A 16075-nucleotide genomic window follows, 5' to 3' on the forward strand; every position below is an offset into this window, starting at 1 on the left:
GACTTTACGGTGGAGCAGCTGCGCAACGTCTACCGCGATGAGCGCGGCGAAGACCCGGACGAGGCCAGCATGCACCGCATCATCGTCACAGCAGACAATGTGCGCTCCTATAACCAGCTGGCGATGGGGCTGTCTCGCATCCTCACCCCAAAGGCGGACCTGCCGGCCGATCCTGTGGCATTGGAGCGCGAGACAGACTTCGAACTTCCCTCGCTCTACCCGTGGACCGTGGAAATATTGAGGTAATCCACCGCGATCTGCGCACCAGCGCGGCGCAACTGCTCAGCCACGTCAAGGTCTGGCTCGAGCTCGACGGCGATCGCACCGGCAGGCGCGTCAGCCTCCAACTTCCCGGCGGCGATGGCTACGGGTACGTCTGCTTCGGCCGCGAGCTGTGCGACGACGTCCACAACCTTTCCGGTGGCGGTCTGCTCGTCGTACTTGCCCTCACCCGTGATTACTAAAGAGGCCTGCTGTAACTTCTCTGGCAGGTCCAGTGCGTCGGCGACCAAGCGCGCGCCCGAGACCAGGTGCACGTGCTTGTCGGTACCATGCAGCAGCTGCGACACCCAGCTCACGCCCACGGGGATGGCGCCGGCGGCACCATAGCCGGCAGCGGTGGGATCGATTCCGGTGACTTCGCACAGGCGGGCCAGTCCCTCGTCGAGAAGCTGTACCTCTTCCTCTGTGGCGCCCTTTTGTGGGCCAAAGACGTGAGCCGCGCCCTGCGGGCCGGTGACGGGGGAAGTGACATCGGCTGCCAGCACCCAGTCCACCGCGGCGGCCGGAATATTCATTTTGGCGGTGTCAAAATCGTGCAGCTCGCCTAAGTGGGCGCCCCCTTTGCGCAGGGTGTAGCCCTCCTTGTTGATGGGGTTAATGCCCAGCGCCACCAAGATGCCGGTGCCGCCGTCGACCGTGGCGGACCCACCCAAACCAAGCACGATGCGGGTTGCGCCACGGGTCTGCGCGTCCGCGATGAGCACACCGGTTCCGTAGGTGTCTCCGGTGGCAGCCACCGGCGCATCCGCGACCGCGGGCAGGCCGGAAGCTGCGGCGACATCAATATAGGCAGTAGTCAGCGAAGCATCGTAGGTATAGGTGGCCTCGGTGAGGCGGCCGGCCGCATCCGTGGTGGGCAGCGTGATGTGATCGCCCTCGAAAAGCTCAGAGGTGCCTTCGCCGCCGTCAGCCATGGGCGCGATGACAATCTCCGCGTTCGCGATGATCTGCCGCACCCCCTCACCAAGCCACTGCGCAGCCTCGGAGGCAGTGGCGGTTCCTTTGAAAGAATCTGGGGCGATCACGATGGTGGGATCGTCGGCAAGCGAGTCAAGCGGGCTAGGGGCTGAATCAGTCATGGGAATCAGTGTAGAACAACTTGCGAAACTCCAGTTAGGAAGGAAAAATGATTTTCCATAGTTGACGCAAGTAAACGTGAAGGATGGAACGGCATGACCAAGACTGAAGAGCTGGTTTCTGGCTATTACAGCAAACTGCTCAAGCGCAACGCGGGCGAGCCGGAGTTCCACCAGGCTGTCGCCGATGTGCTGGACTCGTTGAAGATCGTCCTGGAAAAGGATCCACACTACGCCGACTACGGCCTCATCCAGCGACTCTGCGAACCAGAGCGCCAAGTGATCTTCCGTGTACCATGGATCTCCGACAACAACAACGTGCACGTTGCGCGTGGCTTCCGCGTCCAGTTCAACTCCGCACTCGGCCCCTACAAAGGTGGGCTGCGCTTCCACCCATCAGTCAACCTGGGCATCATCAAGTTCTTGGGCTTCGAGCAGATCTTCAAGAACTCCCTGTCCGGTCTGCCCATCGGCGGCGGCAAGGGTGGCTCCGACTTCGACCCGAAGGGCCGCTCGGAAGGTGAGATCATGCGCTTCTGCCAGTCCTTCATGACGGAGCTGCACCGCCACATCGGCGAGTACCGCGACGTCCCCGCAGGCGATATCGGTGTAGGCGCCCGCGAAATCGGTTTCCTCTTCGGCCAGTACCGCCGCCTGACCAACCAGCACGAGTCCGGCGTGCTCACCGGCAAGGGCCTGACTTGGGGCGGCTCGCTCGTGCGCACCGAGGCCACCGGCTACGGCACCGTCTACTTCACTAACGAGATGATGCGCTCGCACGGTGAATCCCTCGACGGCGCCAAAGTCATCGTGTCCGGCTCCGGCAACGTGGCCATCTACGCCATCGAAAAGGCCCAAGAGCTGGGCGCCACGGTGGTTGGTTTCTCCGACTCCTCCGGCTGGATTCACACCCCAGACGGCGTGGACGTCGAACTGCTCAAAGACATCAAGGAGAAGCGTCGCGAACGCGTCTCCACGTACGTCAAAGAGGCAGAGAATGCGACCATGCACACCGAGGGATCCATCTGGTCCCTCGAGGCTGACGTCGCGCTACCATGCGCCACCCAGAACGAGCTCAGCGGCGAGCACGCGCAGATGCTGGTGGACAACGGCGTGAAGTACGTCGCCGAGGGTGCCAACATGCCCTCCACGCCGGAAGCCGTCGAGGTATTCCGCCGCTCCAAGGTCAAGTTCGCGCCGGGCAAGGCGGCGAATGCCGGTGGTGTGGCCACTTCCGCCTTGGAGATGCAGCAGAACGCCTCGCGCGATTCCTGGTCCTTCGAGTACACGGACCAGCGCCTGCACAAGATCATGTCGAACATCTTCCAGCGCTGTGAGGCCACAGCGAAGGAGTATGACCGCGAGGGCGACTACATCCTCGGCGCGAACATCGCCGGCTTCAAGAAGGTTGCTGACGCAATGCTTGCTCAAGGTGTTGTGTAAATTCTTCGTGTCGGGCGAGCACTGTTTCGTCGTTAAGCAGTACTCTTGGGTGCATGTATCGCGTCTTTGAATCTCTGGATGAACTCGTACACACGGTAGAGCAGGCCTACGGTGTGCCGATGACCGCCAACTGCATGGTGCCCCGCAACGACATGCTGGCCCTGCTTGATGACCTGCGCAACGCACTGCCCGTCGAACTCGACGACGCCCAGGACGTGCTGGACAAGCAGGACGAAATTCTGCGCGGCGCCCAGGAGCGCGCCGATGGTCTCATCGCGGACGCGGAGGAGGAGTCGCAGCGCATCGTCGGCGAGGCGCACAATGAGGCGCAGGACATGCTGGCGGATGCACAGCACCGTTCCACCGCGATGGTGGCACAGGCTCAGGACGAGGCCGCGGATACCGTCAATCGCGCAAACGAAGAGGCCAATTACACCGTCCAGAACGCCCAGGCAGAGGCCGATCGGCTCGCCCAGGAGGGCAACGAGTCCTACGAGCGTTCCGTGGCCGAGGGCTTGGCGGAGCAGGAGCGTCTTGTCTCCGAGTCTGAGGTGATGAAGCGTGCCGACGAGGAAGCGCACCGCATCGTCGAAAGCGCGCACACCGAGTCCAACCGTCTGCGCACCGAGTGCGATGATTTCGTCGATACGAAGTTGGGCGAATTTGAGGAGTCCCTGTCCGGCATCCTGCGGACTGTGACGCGCGATCGCAGCGCTTTACGACGAGGCGCCGGCGTATCTGGTAGCCAGCGTACGGACCCCTACCACCGTTATGAGCGCCCGGAGCGTACCCGTCGCCCACGTTCCGAATAGGGTAGGGCGTATGGCAACCAATCCTTTTGTACTGAACGTCGCAGACGCGTTTCGCTCTGACGGCATGCCACTGGACATTACTGCGACCGGCCCTTCGCCTTCGCGCATCGGGCCGGAAATGATCGCCATCCCCGAAGGGGGCGAGGTCACTGTCGAAGCAACGGTGACGAACCTGGGTTCTGGCGTGCTTGTCGACGCCACCGCAACCGCCCAGCTTGAGGGCGAGTGCGTGCGCTGCCTGGCACCCCTGACCCCGACCGAGGCGCTGAGTATCAGCCAGGTCTTTTCCACCGACGATGATTTCATCAGCGGGGACGCCGAAGACGACGAAGATAAGGGCTCTGGCGATGAGGTGAAGTACGTCGCACCCGACGACACCGTCGACCTTGAGCAGGCCTTCGTCGACGAAGCCGGCTTGTCCCTCCCGTTCAATCCGACCTGCCAGCCAAGCTGCGCTGAAACGGACGTTCCGGAGCCGGATGGAGTCTCGGGCGAGGAGGAGCGGGTCGATCCGCGCTGGGCTGGCCTGGAGAAGTTCCTGTGAGCAGATCACGCAAACGCAAGATCACGGGCGAGCAGGCGTGGCAGCAGGCCTACGAGGCGGTGGACCACGGTCCGCTGCTGAAGGCCCTTGGGGTGGCCATCGACGACGAGCACCTGCGTCTGGCGTTGACCCACCGCAGTTTCGCCAACGAGAATGGCAACCTGCCGAACAATGAGCGCCTCGAGTTCCTCGGCGACGCCGTGTTGGGTCTTTCGGTAGCCACCAAGTTGTATGAGGTGTACCCGTCGCGCCCGGAGTCCGATATTTCGAAGATGCGCGCCTCCATCGTGTCGCGTTATGGGCTGGCGGACATCGCCCACCAGATCGAGCTGGGCCCGCACATTCTGCTGGGTCATGGCGAGGTGGTCACCGACGGCCGCAACAAGGATTCGATCCTGGCCGACACCACGGAGGCACTGTTTGGTGCGATCTACCGCCAGCACGATTTCGAGACCGCCCGCGACGTGATCCTGCGACTTTTCGACGAGAAGATCCACACCGCCAGCGCCACCGGCCGCCACCAGGACTGGAAGACGACATTGCAGGAGCGCCTGGCCGAGCTGAAGGCGCCGACCGCCGTGTATACCGCCACCAGTGTTGGTCCCGAGCACGACCTCACGTTTACCGCCGATGTCCTGGTCGGTGGCACGTCCCGGGGCCAGGGCGTAGGCCCGAATAAGAAGCTCGCGGAACAGGAAGCAGCCCGCCAGGCCGTGCTTTTCCTGCGGGATCACCCAGCTAGCGTCGCCGGGACTGCCGATGCCTGAGCTTCCCGAAGTGGAAGTGGTACGCCGCGGCCTCGAGGAGCACGTGCGCGGGCTCACCTTCCGCTCTGTTGAGGTGTTGCACCCGCGCGCCGCCCGCGACAACGATGTGGACCTGACCGCCATACTTCCCGGTCTGACCATCGACGCGGTGCGCCGCCGGGGCAAGTACCTCTGGTTCGAATTGTCTGACGGCTACGCCTTGGTGATCCACCTGCGTATGAGTGGCCAGATGCTCGTCGGCACGCACGGCGACGTCACCAGCCCCCACCTGCGCATTCGTGCTGACATGGGCCCGCGCGAGCTGTGTTTCGTCGATCAGCGCACGTTCGGTTACTGGCAGTACACGGCGCTTGACGACGAGGGCATCCCCACGACGATGGCCCATATCGCTCCCGACCCTTTTGAGCCTGCCTTCGACGTGGTGGAGACAGCGCGCGCGATGCGGAAGAAGAATTCTGCGGTGAAGACGGTGCTTCTTGACCAGGGGATCGTGTCTGGTATCGGGTCGATCTATGCCGACGAGGCAATGTGGGCCGCAGGTGTGAAGCCGACGCGGAAGGCCCGTGCCTTGAGGCAGCGCGACGCTGTGCGCCTGCTTGAGGAATCACGCGAGGTGATGGCGCGTGCGCTGGAACAAGGTGGCACCAGTTTCGATGCTTTATACGTGAACGTGAATGGGGCTAGCGGCTATTTCTCCCGTTCTTTGAATGCCTACGGGCAGCTCGATGAGCCGTGCGCGCGGTGCGGACAGCCGATCGTGCGGACCAAGGTCAATGGCCGTTCGAGCTATTTTTGCGCCAATTGCCAGGTTCTTTAGCAATGGTTCGGTGTGCGGTATTAAGATTTCCTCATGCAATGGCTTGAAAGCTTCGTCACTACGACGATCAATGACAACCTCTGGATGGTTGTCCCCTGGGTGCTCATCGCCGCGGGGATTTACTTTGGCATCAGGACGATTCTGGTGCAGGTCCGCATGCTGCCCGACATGTTCAAGGCGGTCGTCGAAAAGCCGACGAGCGACCAGGACGAAGACTATGGCGGCATCTCCGCGTTCAAAGCGTTCACCATCTCCGCGGCCTCGCGTGTCGGCACGGGCAACGTGGCCGGCGTGGCCGTGGCGATCTCCCTCGGCGGGCCCGGTGCCGTGTTCTGGATGTGGCTGATCGCCATCGTGGGTGGCGCGACCTCTTTCGTCGAATCCACGCTGGCGCAGCTGTGGAAGACCAAGGACGACGAGGGCAACTACCACGGAGGCCCGGCCTACTACATGACGCGCGGCCTGGGCTGGACCCCCTTGGCCACCATCTTCGCCGTGTTCCTCGCCGTGACCTACGGCTTTGTCTACAACGCGATCCAGACCAACTCCATCGTTGAGTCCATGGGCACGTCCCTGGACGCGGACTCCTTGACCTTCAAGCTGATCGTCGGCGGGATCGTGGCGCTGTTGACGGCGTCGATCATTTTTGGTGGTGTCACCCGTATCGCCAACGCAACCCAGATCATCGTTCCGTTCATGGCCGGTGCGTACATCATCATGGGCGCGATCGTGCTGCTGGTGAATATCAACGAGATCCCGGGCATGTTCGTCGACATCGTCACCCACGCGCTGGGCATCAAGGAGATCGCGGGCGCGACCCTGGGCGCCGCTTTCATGAACGGTGTGCGCCGTGGCCTGTTTTCTAATGAGGCCGGCATGGGCTCCGCCCCGAACGCTGCGGCGACCGCAACGGTGTCCCACCCCGTCAAGCAGGGCCTCGTGCAGACACTAGGCGTGTACTTCGACACCATCGTGGTGTGCTCCATCACCGCCTTTATCATTTTGCTCGGCCCCCAGCCGGTGTACGGGGAAGAAGTGCAGGGTGCCTCGCTGACCCAGGCAGCGCTTGCCGATTCTGTCGGTGATTGGGCGATCCACTTCGTCACCTTCATCCTCTTCTTCTTGGCGTTCTCCTCGATCATCGGCAATTACTACTTGGCACAGGCCAATATTGAGTACCTGACCAAGTCCAAGCTGGTCATGAACCTGTTCCGCGTCGCAGTGATCGGCTTCGTCTTCTTCGGCGCGGTCGGCTCGATCCCGCTGGTGTGGGCGCTCGGCGACACGTTCGCCGCCTCGCTGGTATTCATCAACCTGGTTGCCATCGTCCCGCTTGGCGGGGTGGCCATCAAGCTGTTGAAGAATTACTCGGAGCAGCGTTCCGCCGGCCTCGACCCCGTGTTCCACCGCGACATGATCCCAGAGCTGAAGAATGTGGAGTTCTGGGACGGATCTGACCCGGTGACCCGCCGCAGTGACCACGACATCATAAAATAGGTCTCATGAGCACACGAGTTACCGCCTTTGTCCACGGCCACGTCCAAGGAGTTGGCTTCCGGTGGTGGACCCGCTCCCGCGCCCTCGAACTTGGGCTCACCGGACACGCGAGGAATTTGCGCGACGGCCGCGTCGAGGTCGTCGCCGAAGGGGAACAGGCGCTCGTCGATAAGCTTCTTTCGCTTCTCGACGAAGACCCCTCCACCGCCGGGCGCCCGGGCCGAGTGGACACTGTGATCACGCACTTCTCCGAGCCACGCGGGGAGCAAGGTTTCCGTGAATGTTAGGATGCTGCAGTGCACCTAAAATCGTTGACGCTTAAGGGATTCAAGTCTTTTGCGTCTGCGACGACCATGAAATTTGAGCCCGGCATCTGTGCCGTGGTCGGGCCGAATGGCTCTGGTAAGTCGAATGTTGTGGACGCAATCGCGTGGGTGATGGGGGAGCAGGGGGCGAAAAACCTGCGCGGCGGCAAGATGCAGGACGTCATTTTTGCCGGTGCAGGCGACCGGAAACCGTTGGGACGTGCGGAAGTCACCCTCACTTTCGATAACTCGGATGGCCATTTGCCGATCGAGTACACCGAAGTAGCCATCACGCGGCGCATGTTCCGCGATGGCGCCAGCGAGTATGAGATCAATGGTTCCAAGGCCCGCCTGATGGATATTCAGGAGCTGCTCAGCGATTCCGGTATTGGCCGCGAGATGCACATCATCGTCGGCCAGGGCAAGCTCAGCGAGATTCTGGAATCAAAACCCGAGGAGCGCCGCGCCTATATCGAGGAGGCAGCGGGCGTGCTCAAACACCGCCGCCGAAAAGAGAAGGCGCAGCGCAAGTTGACCGGCATGCAGGCGAATCTGGACCGCCTGCAGGACCTCACCGATGAGTTGGGCAAGCAGCTCAAACCTTTGGCACGGCAGGCTGAGGCGGCGCAACGTGCGGCAACGGTGCAGGCCACGTTGCGTGACGCGCGCCTGAAACTGGCCGGCCACCAGGTGGTGGAGCTGCGCGCCAAACTGAACGACGCCGCCCGCAACGCCGAGCTTTTGGCAGAGCAGGTGGAAACCGTCACCGAGAACCTGGAGGAGTTCACCGCAGCCCAGGAGGCGATTGAGGCACAGCAGCAACAGGTCACGCCGCAGGCGGAGCAGGCCCAGCAGTTGTGGTTCCAGCTGTCCACCTTGGCGGAACGCGTGAGCGCGACCGTCCGCATTGCCACCGAGCGCGCATCGAACGTGGGCGCCCAGGTGGCCTATTCCGGCCAGGATCCAGACGAGCTGCTGGCTCGCGCCGCGGTCGCCGATGAGCAGTATCAAGAGGCTCTCATGGTTGCAGAAGAAGCCGCGGAACGCCTTGAGTCCATCCGCGAGGAAGTCGCCGCCCGCCAGGAGGCCGCCGATGCCGCTGAGGCGGAGCACATGGCGCAGGTCCGCGCGATCGCCGACCGCCGCGAAGGCGTTGTCCGCCTGCTGGCCCAGGAGGAATCGCAGGCCGGGGCGGTCGAGGCGGCAGAGGACGAGATCGCGCGTTTGAACGAAACGCTGGAGGAAACCCGGACACGCACCCGCGACGCCGACGCCGAGGCCACCGAAGTGGGTCGGACTTTACAGGCACTTCACGACGAACGCGGCCCACTGGATGAGAACCACGTCCGCGCCGCCACTGAATCTTCGGCAGCCGATAAGCGCCTTGACCAGCTCCGCGATGCCCAACGTGAGCGCGAACGGGCCGTGTACTCTTTGGAGTCCCGCATTTCCACTTTGGAAGAGTCGGCACCCACGGCCAGCGGTACGGAGGCCCTCGGCGAGGGATATGGTCCGCTTGCCGGCCTGGTGCGTGCGGAGCAAGGCGTGGAGAAAGCGCTGGCCGCGGCGTTGGGCCCCTACACGGAGGCGGTGGCTGGCCAGGTGGACCAGTCGGTCGTCGATACGCTTGCTGATGCTTCACGCACCATCGTTATCGATACCGCCGGCGGGCGCTCCTGGCGCTTAGACGGCACCCTGCCTGCGGGAACGTCCTGGCTGCTGGATCATGTCACGCTTGCCGACGAGATCACCGGCCCCGTTGCGCGCCTGCTCGTCGATGTGGTGCTTGCCGACGATCTTCCCCACGCTCGCACCGCCGTGGAGGAGGATCCTCGATTGCGTGCTGTCACCCCGGCCGGCGTTCTGGTGGGCGAGGGGTGGGTCGCCGCTGGTAGCGGGCAGGCCAGTGCCGTGGAGGTCACCGCCCAGATCGAGGCAGCCCGCGAAGAACTCGCCACGGCCCGCGCTCAGCTTGAGGAGCTTTCCGGCACTTTGGAAGGCGCGAAACTCTCTGCTGAGGATGCGCGCGTCGCGGCGGCGTCGGCACGCGCGGCACTCAACGAGCACGACGCCAACGTCGAGGCATGGCAGCGCGACCACCAGCGCCTGATTAAACAATATGAGGTGAACAAGTCCGAGCATGAGCGCGCCGCCGAGCGTGCCACCGAGGCCGAAGTCCGCCTCACCCGCCGTCGCGAGGAACTGGCTGAAACCCGCGACCGCCTCTCGCGTGTCGACGACACCGATGCCCCCGAGGAGCCCTCGACCGCGGGCCGCGACGAGGCTTCGGGTGCGTTGGCACAGGTCAAGAGCATGGAGATGGAGGCCACCTTGCAGGCGCGCACCGCAACCCAGAATGCGGAACAAGTCGCCGGCAAGGGGGACGCGCTGCGCCGTCAAGCAGAACACGAACGCCAAGCGAAAGCGCGCCACGACGCGGCGATGGCCCGTCGTAAAGCCCAAGCCGAGCTGGCACACACCGTAGCCGGGCACGCCCGCGACCTTGTTGCACGGATCGACGATGCCCTCGAGCGCGCAACCACTTCCCGTGACGAGCTGTCCGCGCAGGTGAAAAGCTTGCAGTCGCAGCACGCCCAGGCACGCGATAAGGTCAACGCCACCCGCCAGCAGCTCTCGCGCCTGACCGACAACGCACATTCATCGGACATCGCGCGTTCCCAGGCGCAGGTGCGTATCGACGAGGCCGAAACGAAGATCACGGAGCAGTTAGGCATCGCGATCACCGACTTGCTGGAGGGTTACACCCCTGGTGAGGACTTCGACGAAGCCGAGGAGACCAAACGCCTCAAGCAGGCCGAGAAAGACCTTACCGCGCTGGGCAAAGTTAACCCGCTTGCCTTGGAGGAATACAAGGCCCTGGAGGAGCGCTACAGTTTCCTCTCCACCCAACTCGATGATGTTGTTCAGGCTCGCAAGGACTTAAGCGATGTGATCGACGAAGTCGATGCGCAGATCCTGCAGCTCTTCACCGACGCCTGGCATGACGTCGAAGCCGAGTTCCCGAAGGTGTTCAACACGCTGTTTCCTGGCGGCGAGGCACGTCTGCTGCTCACTGACCCGGACGACATGTTGACAACCGGCATCGAGATTGAAGCACGCCCGCCCGGCAAGAAGGTGAAGCGTTTGTCGCTGCTCTCCGGTGGCGAAAAGTCGCTTACCGCGCTGGCGTTGCTGGTAGCCATCTTCCGAGCGCGCCCATCACCGTTCTACGTCCTCGACGAGGTGGAGGCCGCGCTGGACGATGTCAACCTTCGTCGCCTGATCGCCCTGTTAAAGGAGTTGCGCGAGGACTCGCAGCTGATCGTGATTACCCACCAGAAACCTACGATGGACGTGGCCAACGTGCTTTATGGCGTGACCATGCGCGGCGACGGTGTGACCCGCGTGCTCTCCCAGCGGATGAGCCCAGCACCGAACTAGCTGTACATCACACCGCCTTCCGCCTCTTCCAGTACGGCATCGTCGAAACTGCCGATATCGCCGAAATCTGTGGTCTGGCGGCTTAAGTACTCCTCCATAGTGGTGCGTTCCGGCAGCCCACGATTGCGGGATACGAAGCAGGTGTCATCCGGGAAGACGAAGAAAATATCATCTGCATGAGCTTCGATCTTCATGATTCCTTCTGTGACCAGCGAATGGCAGCGCGAACAGAGTGGGATTATGTTGTCGACGGACGTTTCCCCTCCTTCGCACCACTCACGGATGTGGTGGAACTCGATCCAGTTCGTGTGATCACATCCGGGCGTGGCGCATGTGAAGTTCCACGCTGCCAGCAGCGCCTTTTGCTGTGCATCGGAGGCAAACCTGGTGCTGCGGCTGACGTTCAGAGTGAGCCCCTTGTCGTTGAGAAGGTGGACCCGCTGAATGGCATTGCCCGCGATGTTCGCCAGCTTGGAGGCCACTGCCTTGGGCTGAAAGGGGAGGAAGGCGTGGCCGTCTTGCGTCATCATGATGTTGACCTGCGCGCCCGGTGCGCGCTTCGCCACACCGGGGTTGTTGCGCACGATATTGATCATGCCTTGCAGGGACGACAACATAGCGCGAGCAGGGGTAATGCCAAACCGCGACGGTAAATGTTCGGGTTGGTTCTCCTCGTTGATGTCGGCGTCTTCGGTAGGGGTGGTCGTCGTAAAGCTCAGCTCACCGATCTTGAGTGCAGCGAGAAAAGCGGCGGCGTCGGCGGGATTTAAGCTGATGTGCACGTTGATTCCTCCGTCATCGCGGTTGCGAAGGCGGACATAATCTTGTTCGGGTTCGGGGCCATCGTTAGGTTCGTGACCTGCAAGAGCGTGCTCAAGGTTGGCTAAATTAAGCTTTAAGGCCAGGTCAACCAGCTCCGCTTCATTGTCGTGGGTGATGTATTTCAGTAAGAAGCGAACAACGGAATAACTAAGATCGCCGCGCCGAAAATGCTGTACCAATAAAGGAAAATTGACCATTTTCACGGCGACGTTGATGTACTCGTAGGCCGTCTTCGGCCTCAGGTCAAGGGTTCGACACACCCACGCGACAGTTGATGATGCCCCCTGATCGGCATGGAGGTTGCGGGTATGAAACTGCTCGAGCGCGACCAAAAACTCTGCGCGTGTCATGCGTTGGGCATGCTCGCATTCAAGAAGCGTATCGATAATTTCTGCATTTGTGCACTCCGCTAACGGGCTTGTAGAAATCTGTGGCGTTGGCGAAAGTACGTTCGTGTTAGTCATTTTTAAATCCCCGAAAAGTTGCTGGTAGTGGGCCTAAAATGTGGCTGTTATGACATTATAGAATACGTGTACGACATTGGCTTGGCGAAGAAGCTTTGCCCGCGTTGAAGGGGCAGACTTCTGCAGCTGCAGAATTTCCGGGTTGAGAAAAATAGCGAAAAGGGTTCTCTTATTGGTGCGAAAACCCAAAAACCTGGCACTATAGACAGCATGGATATGAATCTTCTCTGGATTATCGTCGCCATCGTCGTCGTGCTGCTCATCATCGTGGGCATAATCGTGATCGTTGGCAACAACCGAAAGAAGTCAAAGACTGTCTCCTTCGAGAAGAAAGAAGAGCAGCAGAAGGAGCTGACGCAGCAGGAGAAATCGGGCAATTACCAGGCCGTGGGCGGGTTTAACTTCGCCCCAGCGACAGCGCCTGAGAAGGAAGCGGAGCCGGTTGAGCCACGCCGCGTGGAAACGCCGACCGAAAATATTACTGAGGATTCTGCAGCTGCAGAAAAGCAGCCGGAAGTTGAGCCGGAAACTGCCCCTGTAGATTCTGCAGCTGCAGAAAATGAGCCGGATGTTGAGCTCACTCATGACGCTGCCGAGGCGGTCGAGGTGCTTAACGACGATGACTCCCCGGCAATCGAGGAGCCGGTAGAGGAGGAAGCCCCTCTTTTTGAGGATCTAGCGGAGGAGCACGCTGAGGACCCCGAGACGGAGGTGGACGTCGAAAAGCAGGTCGAAGAAGATGAAGCGCTGACTCCAGAAGAAGAGGCGCAAGAGGCAGCTGACATCGCGCAGGTGACCGCGGAAGTAGCGGAGCAGGCGCGCGAGCAAACTCCGGCCCCTGAAGGGGAACCTGCGCCACCGCAAGAGCCGCTCGACGACATTGCCCCCGCGGCGGGTCGCATCGGCCGTCTGCGTGGTCGGTTGTCTCGTTCGCAGAACGCTATCGGTCAGGGCCTGCTGGGCATTCTGACCGCGGGTGACTTGGACGAGGATGCCTGGGAGGAGATCGAAGACACCCTCATCATGGCTGACTTGGGCGCGGATCTGACGATGCGCGTCACCGACCAGCTCCGTGAGAAGATCGCTGAGCGTGGCGTGGGCAGCGAAGATGAAGCGCGTGCGATGCTGCGCGAGACTCTCATCGAAGCGGGCGGCCCCGACATGGATCGCTCGATCAAGGCGATGCCGGTCGACGGCAAGCCTGCCGTGGTCCTCGTCGTTGGCGTGAACGGTACGGGCAAGACCACAACGACGGGCAAGCTCGGCCGCGTGCTGGTGGCGATGGGCCACCGCGTCCTGTTCGGTGCAGCGGATACTTTCCGTGCCGCGGCCGCAGACCAGTTGGAGACTTGGGGACGCCGCGTCGGAGCGACCACCGTGCGTGGCAAGGAAGGCGCGGACCCGGCCTCTGTCGCGTTCGATGCTGTGGCTAAGGGCGTGGAGGAACAGGCAGACGTCGTGCTAATCGATACCGCCGGCCGCCTGCACACATCGACCGGTTTGATGGACCAGCTGGGAAAGGTCAAGCGCGTCGTCGATAAGAAATCCAATGTCGACGAGGTGCTGCTGGTGCTGGACGCGACCGTCGGCCAAAATGGCCTCACTCAGGCGCGCGTTTTCCGCGATGTCGTGGACATCACCGGTGTTGTGCTGACCAAGCTGGATGGCACCGCGAAGGGCGGCATCGTCTTCCAGGTCCAGGAAGAGCTGGGCGTGCCGGTCAAGCTGGTGGGCCTCGGCGAGGGCGCGGATGACCTTGCACCTTTTGAGGTGGAGGGATTCGTCGACGCGCTGCTGGGTTAACCTCGCTTTTCGACGAGTGCAATGTGACCAAGGGGGCGGCGACACGCTAGGCTAGGTGCATTATCTATTAGCTACTTAAGGGAGTGTTGAAGCGTGTTCGAGTCACTGTCCGACCGCCTCCAAACAGCTCTGTCGGGCCTGCGCGGCAAGGGCAAGCTCACCGAGGCAGACATTAATGCCACTGCCCGGGAAATCCGCATCGCATTACTAGAAGCCGACGTGTCTTTGACCGTCGTCCGCGCTTTCATCAAGCGCGTGAAGGAACGCGCCATGGGCGCGGACGTTTCTGAGGCGCTAAACCCTGCGCAGCAGGTTATTAAGATCGTTGACGAGGAACTGACCGCCATCCTTGGCGGGGAGACTCGTCGTCTGCACTTTGCGAAGAACCCACCGACGGTGATCATGCTGGCCGGTTTGCAGGGTGCTGGTAAGACGACCCTGGCCGGTAAGCTGGCCCGCCACCTGGAGAAGCAGGGGCATACGCCCATGCTGGTGGCCTGTGACTTGCAGCGCCCGGGCGCTGTGCAGCAGCTGCAAATTGTCGGTGAGCGTGCAGGCGTGAAGACGTTCGCGCCGGACCCAGGTACGTCCGTTGATTCGCATGACCATGAGATGGGGACCTCGCATGGTGACCCGGTTGCTGTTGCTCTTGCGGGTGTGGAAGAAGCGAAGCGTGCCCAGCATGACGTGGTGATTATTGATACCGCGGGCCGGTTGGGTATCGACGAAACCCTGATGACTCAGGCCCGCAACATCCGTGACGCAGTAAATCCGGACGAAGTGCTGTTCGTCATCGATGCAATGATCGGCCAGGACGCGGTGACCACCGCCCAGGCCTTCGCCGAGGGCGTGGACTTCACCGGCGTGGTGCTGACCAAGCTCGATGGTGATGCCCGCGGTGGTGCAGCCCTGTCGATCCGTGAGGTCACGGGCAAGCCAATCCTGTTCGCCTCCAACGGTGAGAAGCTGGAAGACTTCGATGTCTTCCACCCAGACCGCATGGCCAGCCGCATCCTTGGCATGGGCGACGTGCTCTCGCTGATTGAGCAGGCTGAGTCCGTCATGGACCAGCAGAAGGCCGAAGATGCCGCGATGAAGATCGGCACCGGCGAGCTCACGCTGGAGGACTTCCTCGACCAGCTGCTGATGATTCGTCGCATGGGGCCGATCGGCAATCTGCTCAAGATGATGCCGGGCGGCAAGCAGATGAACGAGATGGCAGACATGGTCGACGAGAAGCAGATCGACCGCATCCAGGCCATCATCCGCGGCATGACCCCGGCCGAGCGTCAGGATCCAAAGATTTTGAACGCTTCTCGACGAAAGCGTATCGCGAACGGCTCCGGCGTCGAGGTATCTGACGTGAACCAGCTGGTGGAACGCTTCTTCGAGGCGAAGAAGATGATGAGCAAGATGGCCAACCAAATGGGTATGCCGGGCATGCCTGGGATGGGGCGTTCTGCAACGAAGAAGAAGCCGAAGGGGCGTCGCGGTAAAAACGGTAAGCGCAAGCCCGTGAAGAACCGTCGTGGTGGCGGCATGCCAAACATGGCAGAGATGCAGAAACTTGCCCAGCAAATGGAGCAAGGTGGCGGCATGCCAGGTATGCCGGGTCAGGCCATGCCAAAGGGCATGGAAAATATTGACCTAGACAACCTCGACTTCGGTGAAGCCATGAAGCGAATGAACAAGGGGAAGTAGTCAACCGAAGAACGGTTCGACGAAGGGCCGCAGCAGGGGGACTGCGGACACCGCGTAGGCGTTGGTGATGTGGTGAACGTCGCGATAGACTACCACGTTGCCGATCACCGCTGGGCAGCTAACCCAAGAATTCCGCCGCTGGGTCCACGGGGCAATCGCCACCCCGCGCAGGCCATCAGACATACTACTCTCGGGAAAGAATCGGGCGCATGCTCTCCCACAAGAGCTCTTCCGTGGAGCCGGCAAACTGATTGGAAATGTGGTTGGTGTCGCGGTAGGCGAAGATATTTCCGACGATCGG

General features: G+C 61.7%; 13 protein-coding genes and 1 pseudogene. 11 read left to right on the top strand and 3 right to left on the bottom strand.

Going from position 1 to position 16075, the window contains the following annotated elements:
- Positions 1–246 (top strand): annotated as a pseudogene (locus ACHFGA_RS05230) (hypothetical protein); the annotation flags it as partial.
- Here the strand turns inward: ACHFGA_RS05230 and ACHFGA_RS05235 are convergent.
- Positions 216–1361 carry a glycerate kinase gene (locus ACHFGA_RS05235; RefSeq protein ID WP_394281366.1) on the bottom strand — a complete coding sequence of 382 codons (1146 nt, stop codon included), beginning with the start codon at positions 1359–1361 and terminating at the stop codon, positions 216–218. The pseudogene ACHFGA_RS05230 and the gene ACHFGA_RS05235 overlap by 31 nt on opposite strands.
- 93 nt (positions 1362–1454) lie before the next feature.
- Between ACHFGA_RS05235 and gdhA the strand changes: the two genes are divergently transcribed.
- The 8 genes from gdhA to smc are packed head-to-tail and all read left to right on the top strand — an operon-like array spanning position 1455 to position 10984.
- Positions 1455–2801: an NADP-specific glutamate dehydrogenase gene (gene gdhA, locus ACHFGA_RS05240; RefSeq protein WP_394281367.1), complete on the top strand. Its 1347-nt coding sequence runs from the start codon at positions 1455–1457 to the stop codon at positions 2799–2801.
- Positions 2802–2854: 53 nt separating this feature from the next.
- Positions 2855–3613 carry a DivIVA domain-containing protein gene (locus tag ACHFGA_RS05245; RefSeq protein WP_394281368.1) on the top strand — a complete coding sequence of 253 codons (759 nt, stop codon included), beginning with the start codon at positions 2855–2857 and terminating at the stop codon, positions 3611–3613.
- 10 nt (positions 3614–3623) lie between these two features.
- On the top strand, positions 3624–4157 hold the full coding sequence (locus ACHFGA_RS05250) for a YceD family protein (protein ID WP_394281369.1): 534 nt from the start codon (positions 3624–3626) through the stop codon (positions 4155–4157).
- Positions 4154–4924 carry a ribonuclease III gene (gene rnc, locus ACHFGA_RS05255; RefSeq protein WP_394281370.1) on the top strand — a complete coding sequence of 257 codons (771 nt, stop codon included), beginning with the start codon at positions 4154–4156 and terminating at the stop codon, positions 4922–4924. Before ACHFGA_RS05250 ends, rnc begins: the two co-directional genes overlap by 4 nt.
- On the top strand, positions 4917–5741 hold the full coding sequence (mutM, locus tag ACHFGA_RS05260; protein ID WP_394281371.1) for a bifunctional DNA-formamidopyrimidine glycosylase/DNA-(apurinic or apyrimidinic site) lyase: 825 nt from the start codon (positions 4917–4919) through the stop codon (positions 5739–5741). Before rnc ends, mutM begins: the two co-directional genes overlap by 8 nt.
- Before the next feature lie 33 nt (positions 5742–5774).
- The gene (locus ACHFGA_RS05265) at positions 5775–7238 is read left to right on the top strand and encodes an alanine/glycine:cation symporter family protein (protein WP_394281372.1); all 1464 of its coding nucleotides are present in this window, start codon (positions 5775–5777) and stop codon (positions 7236–7238) included.
- A gap of 5 nt (positions 7239–7243) precedes the next feature.
- Positions 7244–7525, top strand: coding sequence for an acylphosphatase (locus ACHFGA_RS05270; RefSeq protein WP_394281373.1), 282 nt, complete (start codon positions 7244–7246; stop codon positions 7523–7525).
- A 9-nt stretch (positions 7526–7534) separates the two neighbouring features.
- Complete coding sequence (gene smc / locus ACHFGA_RS05275; protein ID WP_394281374.1) at positions 7535–10984, top strand: chromosome segregation protein SMC; 3450 nt, start codon at positions 7535–7537, stop codon at positions 10982–10984.
- On the opposite strand, the gene ACHFGA_RS05280 is transcribed toward smc, so the two are convergent.
- Positions 10981–12270 (bottom strand): HNH endonuclease signature motif containing protein, encoded by a 1290-nt coding sequence (locus ACHFGA_RS05280; protein ID WP_394281375.1) that lies wholly within the window; start codon positions 12268–12270, stop codon positions 10981–10983. The two genes, smc and ACHFGA_RS05280, sit on opposite strands and share 4 nt — an antisense overlap.
- Positions 12271–12480: 210 nt before the next feature.
- Between ACHFGA_RS05280 and ftsY the strand changes: the two genes are divergently transcribed.
- Positions 12481–14073: a signal recognition particle-docking protein FtsY gene (gene ftsY / locus ACHFGA_RS05285; protein ID WP_394281376.1), complete on the top strand. Its 1593-nt coding sequence runs from the start codon at positions 12481–12483 to the stop codon at positions 14071–14073.
- A gap of 93 nt (positions 14074–14166) precedes the next feature.
- Positions 14167–15774 carry a signal recognition particle protein gene (gene ffh, locus ACHFGA_RS05290; RefSeq protein WP_394281377.1) on the top strand — a complete coding sequence of 536 codons (1608 nt, stop codon included), beginning with the start codon at positions 14167–14169 and terminating at the stop codon, positions 15772–15774.
- Here the strand turns inward: ffh and ACHFGA_RS05295 are convergent, their stop codons facing one another.
- The gene (locus tag ACHFGA_RS05295; protein ID WP_394281378.1) at positions 15775–15957 is read right to left on the bottom strand and encodes a hypothetical protein; all 183 of its coding nucleotides are present in this window, start codon (positions 15955–15957) and stop codon (positions 15775–15777) included.
- Positions 15958–16075: the final 118 nt, after the last annotated feature.

It is taken from the genome of Corynebacterium sp. (genome assembly GCF_043426755.1).
In the GTDB taxonomy this organism is placed as follows: domain Bacteria; phylum Actinomycetota; class Actinomycetes; order Mycobacteriales; family Mycobacteriaceae; genus Corynebacterium.

Excerpts from the sequence above, each read along its gene's own strand:
- ACHFGA_RS05235 (WP_394281366.1), bottom strand. The coding sequence starts at position 1,361 with ATGACTGATTCAGCCCCTAGCCCGCTTGACTCGCTTGCCGACGATCCC.
- gdhA (WP_394281367.1), top strand. The coding sequence starts at position 1,455 with ATGACCAAGACTGAAGAGCTGGTTTCTGGCTATTACAGCAAACTGCTC.
- ACHFGA_RS05245 (WP_394281368.1), top strand. The coding sequence starts at position 2,855 with ATGTATCGCGTCTTTGAATCTCTGGATGAACTCGTACACACGGTAGAG.
- ACHFGA_RS05250 (WP_394281369.1), top strand. The coding sequence starts at position 3,624 with ATGGCAACCAATCCTTTTGTACTGAACGTCGCAGACGCGTTTCGCTCT.
- mutM (WP_394281371.1), top strand. The coding sequence starts at position 4,917 with ATGCCTGAGCTTCCCGAAGTGGAAGTGGTACGCCGCGGCCTCGAGGAG.
- ACHFGA_RS05265 (WP_394281372.1), top strand. The coding sequence starts at position 5,775 with ATGCAATGGCTTGAAAGCTTCGTCACTACGACGATCAATGACAACCTC.
- ACHFGA_RS05270 (WP_394281373.1), top strand. The coding sequence starts at position 7,244 with ATGAGCACACGAGTTACCGCCTTTGTCCACGGCCACGTCCAAGGAGTT.
- ACHFGA_RS05280 (WP_394281375.1), bottom strand. The coding sequence starts at position 12,270 with ATGACTAACACGAACGTACTTTCGCCAACGCCACAGATTTCTACAAGC.
- ftsY (WP_394281376.1), top strand. The coding sequence starts at position 12,481 with ATGGATATGAATCTTCTCTGGATTATCGTCGCCATCGTCGTCGTGCTG.
- ACHFGA_RS05295 (WP_394281378.1), bottom strand. The coding sequence starts at position 15,957 with ATGTCTGATGGCCTGCGCGGGGTGGCGATTGCCCCGTGGACCCAGCGG.